Raw genomic sequence first — 15,989 nt, forward strand, 5'->3', positions numbered from 1 at the left:
TATTGATTAATATTACCGTGCCAACACCGGATGTAACCATCACAAAGCAGGCTGATCCACAGCTTAGCCACATTTATGGATTTACTGATTTTCACCTGATTACCCGGGAACTAGGCGGGATTTTCATGTTTTACAATGCCGCTGGAGAGTTGTTATTTGTCGGGAAAGCACGTAAATTAAGACCCCGCATCAAAAAGCATTTTGAAGATACAGTATCACCAATTAAGAATCACCGCGAAGAAGTAACGAAGATTGAAGTATGCCTGGTTGAAGATCCGGTAGATCGTGAAATTTACGAAACGTATATCATCAACACGATGCGTGCGAAATACAATGTAGATAAAGTCTTGTACAAATAAGGCGCTTAAAAAAGCACATGAACATGCAATGTCTGGGACATATGTCCTAAGTGTTGCGCCAAGGGGTAAGGATGTAATCGAAGGATTGCGTCCGATCCCCTCTGGTGCCATCCCGATCTTTTCGAGGGAGTAGCTTGTAGAATTGAACCGTAGTAAGCCCAAGCTTAGTATCACAGATATACCAAATACATATGAAGAGGTGATTGTGTTGATCGGTCGTAGCGGTAACCCTACACTTAAAGACAGCACGTTTGAAAACAGAGGATATGGAGAAGATCGGTATCAGAATTACATGACGATCAACGGCACGGTGAACAAAGCGTTTATTACGCTTGTGATCCTGCTAGGCAGTGCGTTTGCAACATGGATGATGTTCTTTAACGGTCAACAAGTGATGCCGCTTGCTTATGGCGGATTAATCGTTGGTTTCATTCTGGCGCTTGTCATTTCGTTCAAACCCGTAGCGGCACCTTATCTCGTACCTGTCTATGCCGTGGCAGAAGGCCTGTTCCTGGGAGCACTCTCTGCAACCTATGAGTCCCTGTATAACGGAATTACCTTGCAGGCGGCTCTGTTGACCATGGCTGTATTCATCGCTCTGCTGGTGGCATACAAAACCAGATTGATCAAAGCTACGGAGAACTTCAAGTTGGGCGTTGTTGCTGCAACTGGCGGTATCATGATCATGTATCTGTTGAGCTTTGTACTGGGTTTCTTCGGCATTTCGATTCCTTATCTGCATGATAACAGCTTGATCGGCATCGGTATTTCGGTCGTTATCGTCATTGTGGCTGCCCTCAATCTGGTCCTTGATTTCGACTTCATCGAGGGTGGTGCTGAACGTGGTGCGCCCAAGTATATGGAGTGGTACGGTGCATTTGGATTGATGGTGACATTGGTATGGTTGTACATTGAGATCATCCGTCTGCTGGGCAAATTGCGTAGCCGGGACTAGTCCTATTCGATACGTCAGAGACGTAAACGGAGTGTGAATATAAAGCCAAAAAAGCTAACGCGTGATACTCACGTCGTTAGCTTTTTTTGATTAACATTAGCAGAATTTCCTTAATGGCGCCTCTTATAAAACTCAACTGATTCCAACTCGTTGAGGCCCGGCACCACTTTATACTAACTCTGTATACAGATCATCCAAGGTGATGATCTCGGGCTTGCTCGGCAGCTGTGCCCCAGCCGAACAGGCTGCCAGCATATGTCCATCATCCAGTCGCTGACTGATAAAGAGATATGTCCCGGCCTGTTTGCAATGCCAATCTTCCCGCTCATTGGGAAGGATGGCGAAGGAGTCCAGTGGCATGGACAACCCCATACCCACTGCCTTGATATAACTTTCCTTCAGCGTCCATAGACGGTAGAAGGTTTCCAGCCGACGATCGTCAGGCTCGGCAGCCAAGAACTGGCTCTCCTTAGGGGAGAAGAAACGCTCAGCAATCTGCATGTCAATTGGAGCTATTTTTTCCACATCCACGCCTAGTTCATCTGTACTGCCAGAGATTAGAGCAATCCAATCACCAGAATGGGAGACGTTGAATTGTACATCCGAATGGTGATTGAGTGAAGGTTTGTCGTAGGAATTACGGGTAAAAGAAAGCTCAGCAGGTCTCAGTCCAGTTAACATGCTCAAAGTCACACGAGTCAATATCTCTCCCAGCACGGAGCGATACGCGTCAGCCTGATGCACAAAACGTGAAGCCTGAGCACGTCGCTCCGTAGAAACTTGCGATAGTAATTGGTTCCAGTTCGCCTCGGGCAATACTTCTGGAACTTGGAGTACACGAATAGTTATCATCATTAATCACCTGAGGACATATTCGGCGTGGATCAGTAACTTTCCTTTATATGGAATGGACCCTCATACTTCTTGCGCTTGTTTCCATTCCGTGTGTGCAGACTGCACTCGCCCCCACATATCTTGGCATTCCAGTTCGCTGTAATTCACCAAGGGTTCATGGAATATTTCAGTTAATACGTCACGCCACTCGGTATAATTCCGGATCTCCGTTTTCCGGATTCCTTCGATATCATTTGTTTGGAGCATACATCCACGTAATTCATGACTGCGATTCTCATCCCGCTGACGAAGCAAAAATACGTTATGCCAAGGTGATTCGACTGCCCGACTGTAGAATTCATGTTTGGGAATGAACTCTTCCAGGCTGGTAATTGCTTCAGGAGCATAGTCCACACCTTCACTTGGCCCATGCGGCTCGTACTCAAGCCGCCATCCCCCAGCCACAACAGATGATGGCATCAATTGGTACGTAAACGGAGCTGAACCATAGGTTCCATAACGAAGTGGCAGAGGTTCAAAGGGCATTCCGCCGAGACCTACATCTACAATCCAGCGTTCAACTGTCGGGTCAGCATCTGGCAGAAGCACAGATAGACCGAGATGGAATGAGTTCACACGGGGTTGTTCCCCATGAGGCTGTACTCCCCCGCGATGCCAATCAACCGTATAACCCAGCGAGCGGAGAAGAACACTAAATGCACCATTTAGATGAAAGCAGTAGCCGCTGCGTCCCTGTAATATAAGCTGAATTGAATCTTGAAGACTGATTTCTGCAGGACGACCTGCAAAAATATCGATCGTTTGCCAGGATAAATATTGTACATGTGCTCGCTGGAGTTCAAATAAGAATTCCAGTGTAGGTTCCTTTATATCATCTATGCCGATCCGTTTCAGATAGGCCTGTATTTCAGTTGTATTCAATTGTCCAATCATTCTTATCACCTCACGTCATATAGTGGGCTGCATGTGGTAGTTATAAAGCTGCCCTGAGTTCATTGTAAAAGTGAACGGATGAAAACAACATCATCAGTTGAGCAGATTGTAACGGTACAATTATTGAACAAAGCCTTGAAATTCATCTCAAGAGATGGACATGGTTCTGATTTCATTGAAATACAATATATGGATGGTCTATTTCTTTTTCCGGGGTATGCTAACCCTTTGGAGTGGATATAGGTTAGAATATAGATAGATAGCAGGATTAGGAGATGGAAAAATGGCTAATGATGAAGTGATTTTGACACAGGAAGGCTTGGAAAAGCTGGAGGACGAACTGAAGGATTTGAAGACGGTGAAGCGTAAGGAATTGGCAGCTCGTCTGAAACTCGCGATCAGTTACGGTGACCTGAAGGAAAATAGTGAGTATCATTCAGCCAAAGATGATCAGGCCTTTATGGAGACCCGAATTTTGATCTTGGAGAAGATGCTGACAAAAGCAAGAGTCATTTCTTCAGACAATATAGACTCCAACAAAGTGAGCATTGGATCGACGGTGTTGCTTAATGACATTGAGTTCGCCGAGAAGATTGAATATAAAGTGGTTGGTCCTGCCGAGGCCGATGTTGCGGATAATAAAATTTCGTACGAGAGCCCGCTGGGCAAGGAGATAATGGGCAAAGAAGTGGGTAGCGTCATTCATGTCAATGCTCCGATGGGCGTTATCAAGTACGAGTTACTTCAAATTAAAGTGTAATTCAAAAAGAGAGGTGCTCCGCAGTCATCCAAATGGCTGAGGGGACACCTCTTTTTGATTCTATTGGGCTTTGAACAGTTGGGAATACGGATTTGTTGAAACTTCATACGGTTGGACTAACGGACTTTATCACATACTGTGTTTAAGGAACTTATGAGATGAAGATTTCCGTGTGTTTTATATGTAAAAAAATAACATTTCGACAAATTTCGAATTTCGAATGACCTGACAAGTTGAGTAGTATATAATTACGGGAAAACTTTAAAGTGATGGAGTAGATACGATGAATTTTAGTAAGCCTAATCTAGATCAAGACAACGCTGGCAAAGGAGAACGTTTCTCCCAAGCTGGATTTATCCTGGCGGCCATTGGTAGTTCGGTTGGTCTGGGCAACATGTGGAAATTCCCGTACATTACGGGTGAGAACGGAGGAGCTGCGTTTTTCTTGCTCTTCATCGTCTGTTTGCTGCTGATTGGTTTGCCAGTTCTTCTCGCTGAACTTGCGATTGGTCGCAGTGGCAGAGGTAGTGCAGCTACGGCTTTTATCAAAGCAGGTGGACATAAAGGTTGGCTCGCAGCCGGTTTGCTGCAAGTACTGACTCCTTTTATCATCCTCTCTTTTTATGTCATTATTGCAGGCTGGACCTTGCAATATGCAATTACGTCATTTAGTGGAACATTGTTTAACAATCCGGATTATGCCGGACAGTTCGACTCCTTCATAGGTGGCTATATGCCGATTGTATGGCAACTGGTCGCGGTCCTAATTACAGGCTGGATTGTAGCCAAAGGAGTATCCAACGGAATCGAAAAGTTCAACAAGGTACTGATTCCGGCGATGTTGGTACTGCTCATTATCCTGATGATTCGTGCAGTTACATTGCCGGGTGCAGGTGCTGGGGTATCCTTCTTCCTGAATCCGGACTTCTCGCAGCTTACAACGGAATCCGCACTGGTAGCGCTTGGACATGCCTTCTTCTCCCTGTCACTGGGGATGGGTATTCTTGTAACCTACGGTTCGTATGTGGATAAAAATCAATCTCTCGGTGCGGCAACCGTCGCCGTTGGTGCAGGTGACCTGATCTATGCATTCATTGCGGGTCTAATCATCTTCCCAACAACATTCTCGTTTGGTATTGCACCGGACCAAGGACCGTCACTGATCTTTGTGGCACTTCCGGCGGCCTTCTCAGCGATGCCACTTGGTTTCTTGTTTGGTGGCCTGTTCTTCATCCTATTGGCTATTGCGGCATTAACGTCAGCAGTATCCTTGCTGGAAGTTCCGGTGAAATATTTCATGGAACGTTTGTCCTGGAGCCGCAGTCGTGCGGTATGGGTTATATCACTCGCGGTCTTCATCGTGGGACTTCCTTCGGTGTTGTCGCTCGGCTTGCTGCCTGAATGGACGATTGGATCGAAGAGTGTGTTCGACTGGATGGACTTTGTAGCATCCAACATCCTGCTGCCTGTCGGTGGACTGCTTGTAACGATTTTTGCCGGATACTTCTGGAAAACGGCTGCGGAAGCTTCAGGCCTGCGTTCCGGATGGTTCCGGGTGTGGCTGTTCATGCTGCGTTACGTAGCTCCGATCCTGGTTCTGCTGGTTCTACTGCACACATCCGGCATCATTCACTTCTAATGGTGAAGGCCCGATAGGGTGAAATATGGTCTGTTGTGCAGATTTACCATGGATAAAACCTCTTGGAAGAAATGCAAAAGCCCTTGTTTTCCCTCGTCAATTTTGGGACAATACGGAGTAGAGGTTTTTTGGGTAGGACCGATAAGCCATATGCTTTTTTGCGAAAAGAGGATTATACAATGAACAAATCATCCATATATGGATTAACATTAGAGCAATTACGTTCCTGGCTACCGGAGCATGGGCAGAAAAAATCCCGTGCATCCCGGATCTGGGAATGGTTATATCAAGAGCGTGTTCACGATTTCCCTGCGATGACCGATGTCCGTCAGGAATGTCTGGACGTTCTCTCCGAGCATTTCACCATGAACTCGCTGAGCGAACATGTGAAGCAGGAATCGGCAGATGGTACCGTGAAGTTTCTGCTTCGGATGCAGGACGGCAACCTGATTGAGACGGTATTGATGCGGCAAAAATACGGACTTACCGTCTGTGTGACCACACAAGTGGGCTGTAACATTGGCTGTAGCTTCTGTGCGAGCGGTCTGATTAAGAAGAGCCGAGACCTGACCGCTGGAGAGATTGTGGAACAGATTATGCATGTGCAGCGACATCTGGATGCGGCGGGTCAAAACGAACGGGTAACCAACGTAGTTGTGATGGGGATTGGCGAACCATTCGACAACTTCCAGCACATGAGTGATTTCATCGAAGTTATCAAGGATCGCAAAGGATTGGCACTTGCCGCCAAACGGATAACTGTATCCACGAGCGGCCTTCCGGACAAAATCAAGGAATTTGCAGATAGCAGTCTGCAGGTTAACCTGGCGATCTCTCTGCATGCACCTAATAATGAACTGCGTACACACATCATGAAGATCAACCGGGCTTTCCCGATTGAGCAATTGATGGATGCGGTGGATTATTATCTGGCTAAAACCAACAAACGCATCATGTTTGAGTACATCCTGTTACGTGATGTTAATGATCAACGTGAGCATGCCGCGGAGCTCGCTGAACTGTTATCCAGTCGCAGAAGTATGGTCAGTGTGAACCTGATCCCATACAACCCGGTGGATGAGCACAGTCAGTATCAACGGAGTACAGAAGAGTCGATTCTCGGCTTCTATGATACGCTCAAAAAGAACAACATCAACTCCACTGTACGTATGGAACATGGTACGGATATCGATGCTGCTTGCGGACAGTTGCGCAGTAAACAAATGAAGAACAATGCTGCCGAATCCGAGCCAGACCGTCTGGCACTGGGATAAGATACAACGCGTCTGGCAAGTAAGTTAGGATACTTGGTTGTTATAATCAGTGCCTGCAATTTGTACGTGCCACCTACCGTTGTTGAGTTCGCAAATGCGTTGCCTGAATGCAAAACGCCTCTGTATATCACTGAGAAGTGATAACGGAGGCGTTTTTTGGAGTTTCATTATTTCAGTTTTTTGGTCATCAGCAGATGGGGGATGCCGTCTTCCATAAATACTTCCGACGCGGGTGCGTATCCGAGACGTTCGTAGAACCCGGAAGCTTGTACCTGTGCGTGTAGCTTGGCTTTCTCAAGACCATCAGCAACAGCCATCTGCTCCAGCTTGTCGATCAGCACACGGCCCAGGCCGTGTTTACGGTAATCAAGCATGACACAGATCCGTTCCAATTTGGCGACCTGTTCCACAATGCGCAGTCTGGAGGAAGCGGCAGGTACACCGTCTACGTAGAGCAGAATGTGGCGCGCCTCCGCGTCTAATGTATCATAAGCATCGAATTCATCCACTGCGGATACGCCTTGTTCTTCGACGAAAATAGCAGTACGAATGGCGAAGCAGGCATCGAGCAATTCCTGATTAGTAACTTCAACAATCGTTGTATTCATGAATGTTTCTCCTTTGGGTGATCGTAATGTTATCCTGACGTGATAAACTGGTACATAACAGGAATATGGAACGATTTTCGTTCCATATATACGGTTTGAGCTATGTGTTTAAAATTGAAACTAATTCAACAGTAGTTATACCATCAATTATGTTGCGAATGCAACAATTTTATAGGGGCGTGAGTGTGTTGACTGAGAAAAAAGAAGTGCTGCGTGAAATTGGTATGATTGCCCGCTGTCTGGATTCAATCAGTAATGTCGAGTTTCAGCATCTGAACCTGTCCCGTGGACAATATCTATATCTGTATCGAATCTGTGAGAATCCGGGCATTATTCCGAATCAGCTTGCTGAACTGATCAAAGTGGATCGCACGACGGCGGCCAGAGCTATTAGCAAACTCGAATCCGATGGATTCATTATTAAACAGCCAGCAATGGGTAATAAGAAGAATAAAGTGTTGTATCCCACCAAAGCTGGGCTTGAAGCATGGGAATTCATTCGTAAAGAGGGCGTGCATTCGGATCAGGTGACTCTGGATGGTCTGACGGAGGAAGAGATCGAGACCGCGGTAATGCTTCTCCGTCGAATGCGACATAATATCGAGGTGGACTGGAAATTTGTCAAAAAGGGTGGACGGCGACCCTACATGGATATTTCGGAATGAACAGAGGAACGATTCTTGACCCCTGCATCCCAGACTCTAGCCGGACCTATCTAAAGGAGAAGAGCCATTATGCCAGAGAAGCATCAGTACAGGAGGGAGTCATGAAACGAGTAAACCGGAAAAGGCTAACGTGGTGGATCATATTGGCAGTCAGTATCACGGCAGCGTTAATTATTTTTGTGAAGGAGCGGTTTGTGATGAATGAATCATCCCCTACGGTATCCTTTGTTCAAGATCATATGACTAATCCCAATGGTACAATTGCGACCTATTTGCAAGATGCTACCTCAGAGAGAGCGGACATCGTAGCAGGCAGAGAGGCTTTATCTGAGTCACTTGGTCTTTGGATGAAATATGCTGTAGCCAAGAATGATCAGGCGTTATTCGAGGAAAGCTATGAACTGTTGACCACCTATTTCCTCATGCCGCAAAAATATATTGCCTGGAAGCTGGATGCTAAAGGTGAATCTCAAGTGACAACCAACGCGCTTGGCGATGATTTTCGAATTGTTGGTGCTTTATTAAAGGCAGCAGATCAATGGAAAAAAGGAAGAGAAGCCAAACTGGAAACGGCTTCGGAAATATCCCGTACACTTTCGCAATCGGTTCAGAATAAAGGATATTATGTGGATTTTCACGATTTTGCGAGTGGTCACTCCACAGATACATTAAGCCTGGTTTATGTTGATCTCCCGTCTCTTCAATTGATGGAAAAACATCAGATGGTGGAACCGGGAACCTATGCCAAGTACGAAGCTTTGCTGAATAAGATGCCTGACGATGGATTGTTCTATCCGAAGACCTTCGATGTAGTCCATAAAAAATTTACGTATGATGATACGGTGAATCTGATTGACCAGTTGATCGTGGCGAATCATCTAACCGTGACCGACCGCAGACCGGACAAGCTCATTTCTTTTTTGAAAAAAGAGTTCAACACCCGGCATCAGCTGCCCGGACAGTATAAGCGAGAATCACGCACACCTGCCGTCTCTTATGAATCTTCCTCGGTATATGGCCTCGCCATTTTACTGGCTGTTCGTTCAGGTGATCCAAAATGGGCCAAACAGTTGTATAACCATATGACTACGTTGCGTGGTCAGGACTCTCGTTATCCAGGTGGATATGTATTTGACGGTAACACACATCTGTTTGATAATCTTTTTCCTCTGCTTGGAGAGACTGCATTACAAAATTCATTTAAGAAATAATCTACTGGAGAGAATAAACCTATGATGAGGAATAAAGCACCCATCCGTCGTATTGCATGGGGATATGCCAGTTTGATCGGATTAGCCGTGATTCAGCAGCTCGCTGTCTATCTTAAAATTTATATGAATCAGAGCTATACCACACAGGATTTTGTGTTTAGCATCGTGTCGCTTGGAGCGCTGATTCTGGGTTTTGTGATACCTGTCGGAGTGTCTGTCGTCCTCGGATTTATATATCTGGTCGCTTATTTTGTATGGCTTGTTACTTACGCGGATGTTAATGTGCTTACGTTCTCATGGTGGTTGCTCATTCCGGCTAATGCGGTTGTGGCTGCCTTTATCAAGGCAAATCTTGTGCGTAGAGCGCGTGTCATAGAGCGTCTGCAGGAGCTTAAGGGGCGTAATCCAGAGATTGATCTGGACACCTCCCTGGGTAATAAGGGTGCTCTTGCGGACACACTTGTTAAGCAAAGTAATCTGGCCAGACGTTATTCGGAGCAATATGGATTCAGCATGGCGATGTTCAAGATCGAGTTTTTGCCTTTGGTATTGGAATCACTCGGTTCCGTGCGTTATGCACAGTTCCTTATTGAACTATCCACTACCATACAGAAGCAGATTCGGTTTGAGGATTATAAATTTTTTGTGGATCGGGGAAGGTTTGTCATTATCTGCCCGATGACCAATGCGGAGTACATGCCCATTCTGAAACAACGGATCAAAAAAGCCATGATGGATCTGCAGATCATCGATAAAAGGGGAAATGAATTGCAGACGGTTATTCGAACTGGTGCGCTGGTATTCCACAAGGAACAATTCAGTAAGTATAAGGATATCGATGCAGTTATTGCGGCGCTGGAACGGAACACAGAGACGGATCTCATTGGTGAATATATCTAACGAACAGGAAGGAGAGATTTGCTGTGGACTATATGTCCTGGTTCATCCCGATCTGTATCGCCGTCAGTTCTTTATTTGCGGTAATCACGATTTGGTTAACGATTGCTACCCTTCGTTTTCGGTCAAAAGTCAATCGCAAGTACGATCGGAGGAAATTAATTGACTGATTTTATTCTGCTGTTATCGATATTCAGCATCTGGATTGCCGTATTCGAGTCGATTGTTATTATGGCAGGTGCGATTCGTTTTATTAATAAACAGGACAAAAAAGGGATTCAGATCCCTGAAAATATGGATCATTATCCAACAGTCACGGTCATGGTACCTGCGCATAACGAGGGTCTAGTCATTGTTGCGACAGTAGAGCATATTCTGTGCCTGAATTATCCGGAGGATAAAGTCCAGGTCATCGTGATCGCGGATAACTGTACAGATGATACCGCAGAGAAGCTGAGATCATTCCTCAGTCAGACCAGTTATAGGCATCGCAATGTGACGGTAATGGAGCGAAAAGGAACCGGTGGCAAGTCCGGGGCATTAAATGACGGACTGGAAATTGCCACGGGCGACTGGATCTGTATCTTCGATGCAGATGCCGCACCTGAACGGAATGCATTAATGTTTTTGACGCAAAAATCGCTGGAGAACCCTGAACAATATGGCGTGGTTTTTGGTAGAAACAAAGCACGCAACAGAGGACAGAATTTCCTCTCCAAATGCATTAATCTGGAGATCATTACTTCGCAACGTGTGTATCACACGGGTCTGTGGGAATTGTTCCAGCTTGGTTCCATCCCTGGAACGAATTACATTATCAAAACCGAGTTGATCCGGGAGATTGGCGGCTGGGATGTGACAGCCATTACAGAAGATACGGCGCTATCATTCGAGATTTTGAATCGCGGACAGTTTGTGGCACTTGCGCCGCAAGCGGAAGCCTATCAGCAGGAGCCGGAACAGCTTAGTGTATACATGAAGCAGCGCGAACGCTGGGCCAAGGGGAACTACCAGGTGGTACTGGATAATATCCATAACCTGTTTAACCGTTCCAGTTGGCGTAATAAGTTGCTGGTCATCTATTATGCCGTCAGTTATTTCTGGTTTATGCTTGCGATCATTGTATCGGATATTATATTTCTCGTGAATCTGGTCTATCGGGTCATTGCCATATTTAAACCGGAGGTAAGTTCACCGTTCCAGTTTGCCGGCGATGCATATGTGTTCCTGGTCATTGGTTGGGCACTCATGTACTTTATTTACGTGTTACAGATCAATCTGGCACTTGCCGCAGATATTGGACAAAGCAATACCCGTAATTTCATCTATGCCTGCGTGTCCTATTTCACGTATGCACAGTTGTTCATCCTGATCTCGATCAAGGCGTTCTACTCCTTGATCATGGACAAGATTCGAAAACGCGAAAGCAAATGGTACAAAACAGAACGTTTTGGCTAAGCGGCGTAAATGTTATAAGTGTAAGGCAGAAAGGCTGTTTGCTGGATAACTTCAGTAAACAGTCTTTTTGTTATAGCCAGACACATCCATATTCTGTATACTCTTACAGGCTGTAAATAGGAAGCATGCTTATCCGAAATGGAGGGTCACGGAATGAAGAAAAGAGGATCGGATTTTTACGATGATGAGGCGAACTTTGAGAAGTACATGGAACGTCGCAAGTGGCAGGAGAACGCCAATGATACATTGGAGAAGCCGGTGATGCTGGAGTTGATTGGAGATGTTGCCGGCAAGAACATACTGGACCTTGGTTGTGGAGATGCAAGGTTCGCCGCAGAATTGCTGAGTAGGGAGCGCGAAGGTGCGACGTATACGGGGATTGAGGGTTCTGTGAATATGATTCAGGCAGCTAACGAATCGGTAAAAGGATTAAATGCCCGGATTGAGCAAGCGTTCATGGAAGACTGGACCTACCCGGCCGGAGCATACGATCTGGTTATATCAAGACTGGCTGTTCACTATATTGAAGATGTGGAGAGCCTGTTCCGCAACATATACAATACTTTGAAAGAGAACGGGACATTTGTATTCTCTGTAGAACATCCTGTGATCACGTCCACACTGCAACCCTCCGGGACTCGAACGGATTGGGTGGTTGATCAGTATTTTGTAGAAGGATATCGGGAGCAGCAGTGGCTGGGCGGTTCTGTGAAAAAGATGCATCGTTCCATTGAATCGTATTTTATGGCATTACAGCGGGCAGGGTTCCGTGTAGAACATTTGCGCGAGTCAGCACCACAGCGTGCTTATTTTGTAAACGAGGAAACCTATCTGCGGAGGCAACGCATTCCACTGTTTCTGTTTTTAAGTGTGCGGAAATAGGATATTGGTAAACGTATAGATAAATAGATGAAACCGTAAAGTTATACTCATAAATTAGAAAGTTCTACACAGAAAACGGTGGATAACACTAGATATAGGAGTAAAAAGCCCGAAATCTATCCACATGTGGATAAGATATTGGGCTTTTACTGTTAAGTTTCTTCACCTATGTTACGTTTGCTGTGTATAACCCCGCAATTATGAATCCGCCGCTGCTCTGACATAGACACGTTCTCCGTGCCGATCAACTTCCACAGGTGCCTCGAAGAAGTTACTCAGCACTTCGGTGTTCATCAGATTGTTAGTTAATCCGCTATGGACTATTTCACCCCGGCGAAGCAGGAGGCTGTGACTAAAGACAGGCAATATTTCCTCGGTATGATGGGTGACATAGATGAGTGACGGGGTATCTGGACGCTGTGATAATTCACGGATGCTATCCAGCAGTCGCTCTCTTGAGAACAGATCCAGTCCATTGCAAGGCTCGTCCAGAATGAGTACCCGCGGATTGGCCATCAGTGCTCGGGCAATGAGAAGTTTCTGTTTCTCGCCTTGAGAGCAGGTACGATATTCGCGATCCCACAGGTGCTGACAACCCAGCGTTTGCATCAATTCCTGTGCCTGATCCAGATCATCATCTGACAGCTTGTCGTACAAGCCAATGGTGGCGTGTTTACCGCTGATCACGACATACTGCGTGCGGTCTGTACCGTGCAATTTCTCTTGGAGAGATGAACTGACCCAGCCAATGGATTTGCGAAGCTGTCTCAGATCCACATCCCCATATTCATGGCCTAACACGGATATCTTGCCTTCGGTCGGCCAGAGATACCCGGTGATCATGTTCAGGAGTGTTGTTTTGCCGGAGCCATTCAGGCCAAGCAACGCCCAGTGTTCACCGTCATTCACCTGCCAGCTCACATCGTTCAGCAGGGTAAGGGGTCCCCTTTTCCAAGTGACATGCTGTACATCAATAATCATGCGTTATTCCTCCCTTCTGTTATCCTCGAGTGTCCTAGATGTATTGTAGTCACAAAACGAAAGAGGTTTCAACGGTTATCACGCTGTTCTTGGTTGGTCCTTGCGCAGAAATACAGCACACACACCAAGCAGTGGCAAAAACGAACATAACTTGATAACAAACGAAATGCTGGTCACGTCAATTAAGGAACCTAACACAACTGAGCCAAGCCCAGCCGTTCCGAACGACAGGCCAAAAAACAATCCGGATACCGTTCCAATATGACGAGGAAGCAATTCCTGTGCATAAACAATGATGACGCTGAAGCCGGACATCAGGATGAGTCCAATCATCCCGCATAATACCATGGACAAGACGGGGCCCGCATAAGGTAGCATCAGGGAAAACGGTGCAGTGCCTGCAATGGAGAACCAGATCATCGGTTTGCGTCCGTAGCGGTCAGCGAGTGGGCCGCCGAGCAAGGTCCCGACCATACCTGCAAATTGCAATATAAAAAGACAAATCTGTGCCTGGGAGAGAGGCAAGCCATATGCATCGGCGTAATAGAAGGCGTAATACCCGGTCATGCCTGCAATATATACGAATTTGGAGAACAGCAGCAGGATGAGAATTCCCATTGTAAAAGCGATGAATCCCCGGCTCACAGGCCGAGCTGCTGGCCCTGCGCCGCTTGATTTTAGAGGGAGTTGCTGACGAATGCGAGTCTCGGCAAGCTTGTCTCTGTACCAACGACTGACCATAGACTGAATGAAGATGCCGATCAGGGCAAAGCCCATCAGCCATAGAAAACTACGCTGCCCATGTGGCAGCAGGATGAAGGCGACCAGTAATGGAGCAATAGCCTGTCCTGTGTTGCCTCCCACCTGGAAGATCGACTGCGCCATTCCACGTCCACGACTAGCCGCCATATGAGCCACGCGTGAGGATTCGGGGTGGAGGATGGATGAGCCTATGCCAATTAATGCTGCCGAAACAAGCAACATCCATAACTCGGAAGAAAAAGCTAAACCGAGAACACCGATCAGGGAGAATAGCATACCTCCGGGAAGCAGGATCGGCATTGGCTTGCGGTCTGACATATAACCGACCAGTGGCTGAAGGACGGATGCGGTAATATTCAGGGTGAAGGCAATCCAGCCCATCTGGGCGAAACTGAGCTGCATGGTCTGCTGGAATAGTGGGAATGCAGACGGAACCACTGTCTGCATCGCATCATTCAGCAGATGGGCGAAGCTGACTCCGGCAAGTGCCCAATTGGCTGAAGAGTTGATTTGCATTTTGCTTAAAGTGGCCTGAGCCATGGGAGATCACCTCGAATTATTTTTTTCAATGATAAAAGATGGGGGCAGATCATGTCTTTGTGAAAAGTGCTTGGAAAGTGAGCACGATTTGCTATAATGTCAGCAGGTGAGCAAACGATGGAATTAAACATGACGCTAAATGGGTTGGAATTATGGAAAGCTACCGGAGGGTTTGCGAATGAGCCGCATGTACATGACGACTGGTATCAGCTAACGCTGCCGGTCAGAGGTCAATGTCATCTGGTACAGGAACGGCATGCATACCCGCTAAAAGCAGGGATAGGGATTATTGCTCATCCCCAGACTGAGCATTATTTTGAGATAGGGTCGGATTCGGCTGTCATTGTGATTAAGTTCCGTAAACCGCCATTAGGCAGTTTCGAAGGTGTGGAGTCAAGAGGGGGGCGAGCTGAGTTTCGACCTACCCAGACTTTTGATCCTGCTGAGATCAGCAGTCTGTTTCGTGGCTGGAATTCCATTTTGTTAGATGATGTGCCTGAAATGCTGCAAGTGCAGGAAACAGAAATGGCGATCGAGACGTATCTAAGACGTATGTTGACGGGGCAGGAAAATGGAAAAAGGACTGTAAATCCCGGTACATTCATTGACCCTCATCTCCAACGAGTGTTGGATTACATTCACAGTGCCTATACAGGCCCAATGGATATTGATTCGATGGCGATGGTTGCACATCAGAGCCGGTATCATTTTATGCGTTCTTTCAAGGCTCTTACGGGAACAACACCGTATCAATATCTGCTGAATTTGCGCGTAGAAGAAGCGTCCAAGAGGCTTCGCCATACAACGGATTCAGTAACCACAATCAGTTATGAACTGGGATTTTCCAGCGTCAGTCAGTTTTACAGAGCCTTTCAGCGAGTGTATGTTATGACACCGATGGAATATCGGAATCATGTGTAGATTTTAACGGGCAGTCTCGCGCATGCGAGACTGTATTTAGTACGTTACAGCATGCCACTGATTTTTGTTGTTGCCAAACATTGAAGACTTTGCTAAGATGGGAAAAAGTTTATGTAAGCGTATACATTTAGATTAAAATTACAACGTTGTAATTATGGTTATGGCAAGTATTGAAAAGACAGAAATACGGTGTAAGGAGGACTATTCCAAGAAAATACCTCGTTTTTATGCAGATTAGTATAGGTTATTACAAAATGTGAATGAGATAAATAACAAATACGTCAGTGAA

General features: G+C 46.2%; 17 protein-coding genes. 12 read left to right on the top strand and 5 right to left on the bottom strand.

Going from position 1 to position 15,989, the window contains the following annotated elements; all coding sequences use genetic code 11:
* Positions 1–2 precede the first annotated feature (2 nt).
* Together AC1DE7_RS22310 and AC1DE7_RS22315 are read left to right on the top strand one after the other, a co-directional pair.
* Positions 3–359, top strand: coding sequence for a nucleotide excision repair endonuclease (locus tag AC1DE7_RS22310; protein ID WP_036612270.1), 357 nt, complete (start codon positions 3–5; stop codon positions 357–359).
* 208 nt (positions 360–567) lie between these two features.
* A complete protein-coding gene (locus AC1DE7_RS22315) occupies positions 568–1,314 on the top strand; it encodes a Bax inhibitor-1/YccA family protein (RefSeq protein WP_036612268.1) in 747 nt (248 codons plus the stop codon).
* A gap of 168 nt (positions 1,315–1,482) precedes the next feature.
* Here AC1DE7_RS22315 and AC1DE7_RS22320 read toward each other — a convergent pair whose 3' ends face one another.
* On the bottom strand, positions 1,483–2,169 hold the full coding sequence (locus tag AC1DE7_RS22320) for a 4'-phosphopantetheinyl transferase family protein (RefSeq protein ID WP_477535199.1): 687 nt from the start codon (positions 2,167–2,169) through the stop codon (positions 1,483–1,485).
* A 60-nt stretch (positions 2,170–2,229) separates the two neighbouring features.
* Complete coding sequence (locus AC1DE7_RS22325) at positions 2,230–3,102, bottom strand: arylamine N-acetyltransferase family protein (protein WP_477535200.1); 873 nt, start codon at positions 3,100–3,102, stop codon at positions 2,230–2,232.
* A 283-nt stretch (positions 3,103–3,385) separates the two neighbouring features.
* Between AC1DE7_RS22325 and greA the strand changes: the two genes are divergently transcribed.
* The 3 genes from greA (at position 3,386) to rlmN (ending at position 6,775) form a co-directional block, all read left to right on the top strand.
* Positions 3,386–3,862, top strand: coding sequence for a transcription elongation factor GreA (gene greA / locus AC1DE7_RS22330; RefSeq protein WP_036612258.1), 477 nt, complete (start codon positions 3,386–3,388; stop codon positions 3,860–3,862).
* 283 nt (positions 3,863–4,145) lie between these two features.
* Complete coding sequence (locus tag AC1DE7_RS22335) at positions 4,146–5,501, top strand: sodium-dependent transporter (RefSeq protein WP_076329216.1); 1,356 nt, start codon at positions 4,146–4,148, stop codon at positions 5,499–5,501.
* A 179-nt stretch (positions 5,502–5,680) separates the two neighbouring features.
* Positions 5,681–6,775, top strand: coding sequence for a dual-specificity RNA methyltransferase RlmN (rlmN, locus tag AC1DE7_RS22340; protein ID WP_100526739.1), 1,095 nt, complete (start codon positions 5,681–5,683; stop codon positions 6,773–6,775).
* A gap of 167 nt (positions 6,776–6,942) precedes the next feature.
* Here the strand turns inward: rlmN and AC1DE7_RS22345 are convergent, their stop codons facing one another.
* Positions 6,943–7,383 carry a GNAT family N-acetyltransferase gene (locus AC1DE7_RS22345; protein ID WP_127550267.1) on the bottom strand — a complete coding sequence of 147 codons (441 nt, stop codon included), beginning with the start codon at positions 7,381–7,383 and terminating at the stop codon, positions 6,943–6,945.
* Between the two features lie 158 nt (positions 7,384–7,541).
* On the opposite strand from AC1DE7_RS22345, the gene AC1DE7_RS22350 reads away from it, so the two are divergent.
* The 6 genes from AC1DE7_RS22350 (at position 7,542) to AC1DE7_RS22375 (ending at position 12,496) form a co-directional block, all read left to right on the top strand.
* Positions 7,542–8,048: a MarR family winged helix-turn-helix transcriptional regulator gene (locus AC1DE7_RS22350; protein WP_076252229.1), complete on the top strand. Its 507-nt coding sequence runs from the start codon at positions 7,542–7,544 to the stop codon at positions 8,046–8,048.
* A 101-nt stretch (positions 8,049–8,149) separates the two neighbouring features.
* Complete coding sequence (locus tag AC1DE7_RS22355) at positions 8,150–9,259, top strand: glycosyl hydrolase family 8 (RefSeq protein WP_477535201.1); 1,110 nt, start codon at positions 8,150–8,152, stop codon at positions 9,257–9,259.
* A gap of 24 nt (positions 9,260–9,283) precedes the next feature.
* Complete coding sequence (locus AC1DE7_RS22360; protein ID WP_127550375.1) at positions 9,284–10,159, top strand: diguanylate cyclase domain-containing protein; 876 nt, start codon at positions 9,284–9,286, stop codon at positions 10,157–10,159.
* 23 nt (positions 10,160–10,182) lie between these two features.
* Positions 10,183–10,326 (top strand): hypothetical protein, encoded by a 144-nt coding sequence (locus AC1DE7_RS22365; protein ID WP_477535247.1) that lies wholly within the window; start codon positions 10,183–10,185, stop codon positions 10,324–10,326.
* Positions 10,319–11,614 carry a glycosyltransferase family 2 protein gene (locus AC1DE7_RS22370; RefSeq protein WP_477535202.1) on the top strand — a complete coding sequence of 432 codons (1,296 nt, stop codon included), beginning with the start codon at positions 10,319–10,321 and terminating at the stop codon, positions 11,612–11,614. The genes AC1DE7_RS22365 and AC1DE7_RS22370 overlap by 8 nt, the downstream gene beginning before the upstream one ends.
* A 153-nt stretch (positions 11,615–11,767) precedes the next feature.
* Positions 11,768–12,496 carry a class I SAM-dependent methyltransferase gene (locus AC1DE7_RS22375; RefSeq protein WP_477535203.1) on the top strand — a complete coding sequence of 243 codons (729 nt, stop codon included), beginning with the start codon at positions 11,768–11,770 and terminating at the stop codon, positions 12,494–12,496.
* Positions 12,497–12,694: 198 nt separating this feature from the next.
* Here the strand turns inward: AC1DE7_RS22375 and AC1DE7_RS22380 are convergent, their stop codons facing one another.
* Together AC1DE7_RS22380 and AC1DE7_RS22385 are read right to left on the bottom strand one after the other, a co-directional pair.
* Positions 12,695–13,477, bottom strand: a complete 783-nt coding sequence (locus AC1DE7_RS22380) for an ABC transporter ATP-binding protein (RefSeq protein WP_074092755.1) — start codon at positions 13,475–13,477, stop codon at positions 12,695–12,697.
* A gap of 78 nt (positions 13,478–13,555) precedes the next feature.
* Positions 13,556–14,779, bottom strand: a complete 1,224-nt coding sequence (locus AC1DE7_RS22385) for an MFS transporter (protein ID WP_477535204.1) — start codon at positions 14,777–14,779, stop codon at positions 13,556–13,558.
* A gap of 117 nt (positions 14,780–14,896) precedes the next feature.
* On the opposite strand from AC1DE7_RS22385, the gene AC1DE7_RS22390 reads away from it, so the two are divergent.
* Positions 14,897–15,700, top strand: a complete 804-nt coding sequence (locus tag AC1DE7_RS22390) for a helix-turn-helix domain-containing protein (RefSeq protein ID WP_477535205.1) — start codon at positions 14,897–14,899, stop codon at positions 15,698–15,700.
* The last annotated feature ends 289 nt before the right edge of the window (positions 15,701–15,989 follow it).

The sequence above is a fragment of the Paenibacillus sp. 10L310 genome (genome assembly GCF_056395745.1).

Bases quoted from the DNA above. Each gene is read 5' to 3' on its own strand.
- AC1DE7_RS22320 (WP_477535199.1), bottom strand. From the start codon at position 2,169: ATGATGATAACTATTCGTGTACTCCAAGTTCCAGAAGTATTGCCCGAG.
- AC1DE7_RS22325 (WP_477535200.1), bottom strand. From the start codon at position 3,102: ATGATTGGACAATTGAATACAACTGAAATACAGGCCTATCTGAAACGG.
- greA (WP_036612258.1), top strand. From the start codon at position 3,386: ATGGCTAATGATGAAGTGATTTTGACACAGGAAGGCTTGGAAAAGCTG.
- AC1DE7_RS22335 (WP_076329216.1), top strand. From the start codon at position 4,146: ATGAATTTTAGTAAGCCTAATCTAGATCAAGACAACGCTGGCAAAGGA.
- rlmN (WP_100526739.1), top strand. From the start codon at position 5,681: ATGAACAAATCATCCATATATGGATTAACATTAGAGCAATTACGTTCC.
- AC1DE7_RS22345 (WP_127550267.1), bottom strand. From the start codon at position 7,383: ATGAATACAACGATTGTTGAAGTTACTAATCAGGAATTGCTCGATGCC.
- AC1DE7_RS22350 (WP_076252229.1), top strand. From the start codon at position 7,542: ATGCAACAATTTTATAGGGGCGTGAGTGTGTTGACTGAGAAAAAAGAA.
- AC1DE7_RS22355 (WP_477535201.1), top strand. From the start codon at position 8,150: ATGAAACGAGTAAACCGGAAAAGGCTAACGTGGTGGATCATATTGGCA.
- AC1DE7_RS22360 (WP_127550375.1), top strand. From the start codon at position 9,284: ATGAGGAATAAAGCACCCATCCGTCGTATTGCATGGGGATATGCCAGT.
- AC1DE7_RS22375 (WP_477535203.1), top strand. From the start codon at position 11,768: ATGAAGAAAAGAGGATCGGATTTTTACGATGATGAGGCGAACTTTGAG.
- AC1DE7_RS22380 (WP_074092755.1), bottom strand. From the start codon at position 13,477: ATGATTATTGATGTACAGCATGTCACTTGGAAAAGGGGACCCCTTACC.
- AC1DE7_RS22385 (WP_477535204.1), bottom strand. From the start codon at position 14,779: ATGGCTCAGGCCACTTTAAGCAAAATGCAAATCAACTCTTCAGCCAAT.
- AC1DE7_RS22390 (WP_477535205.1), top strand. From the start codon at position 14,897: ATGGAATTAAACATGACGCTAAATGGGTTGGAATTATGGAAAGCTACC.